The following is a 565-nucleotide window of genomic DNA, read 5'->3' as shown; positions in this document are numbered from 1 at the left end:
GATGATCTGCGCCCTGCTCATACTGCAGGAACCGGAGCTCCCGCTCCCGTTGGACACGCTCTCGCCGTGGATCGACATGGTGACTCGCGCCCGCACAGACGTGTTCGCGGACCTGGAAGCCCAGACGCACCGCCGGTTCATCAAGACCCACACGCCGCTCGACGGGATACCCAGCGATCCGACGGTCACGTACATCTGCGTCGGGCGGGACCCACGCGACGTGGGGCTGTCGATCGACCGCCATATCGACAACACCGACATCGGCGCGTTCCTCAGCCAACGCAAACGGGCGGCCGCGATCGACGGTATCGAGCTCGGACCATTGCGGCCACCGCGGCCGCGCCCCGACGGCGAGCGGGACCGCTTCTGGCAGTGGGTCGACGACGAGACGCCATCGACGCAGGTCGGGTCGTCGCTGCGGCGCACTGTAGAGCACCTGCAGACGTTCCGGGACGCCGCCGACGATCTCGACATCGTGTACTTGCACTACGACGACCTAAAGGCCGACCTGGAGGGGCAGATGCGGCAGATGGCCGCGCGCCTCGGCATCGACGTCGATGAGCAC

Annotated in this window: 1 protein-coding gene; it reads left to right on the top strand. The window is 67.3% G+C overall.

Going from position 1 to position 565, the window contains the following annotated elements; translation table 11 throughout:
• Position 1 precedes the first annotated feature (1 nt).
• Positions 2 to 565 (top strand): sulfotransferase domain-containing protein (locus IEZ27_RS52915; protein WP_268246147.1); only part of this gene is annotated, 564 nt, incomplete at its 3' end.

Source organism: Nonomuraea spiralis (assembly GCF_014648435.1).
GTDB classification, from domain to species: Bacteria; Actinomycetota; Actinomycetes; order Streptosporangiales; family Streptosporangiaceae; genus Nonomuraea; species Nonomuraea spiralis.
Note: the sequence above shows the minus strand (reverse complement) of the source record. Positions and strands in the feature narration are given on the sequence as shown.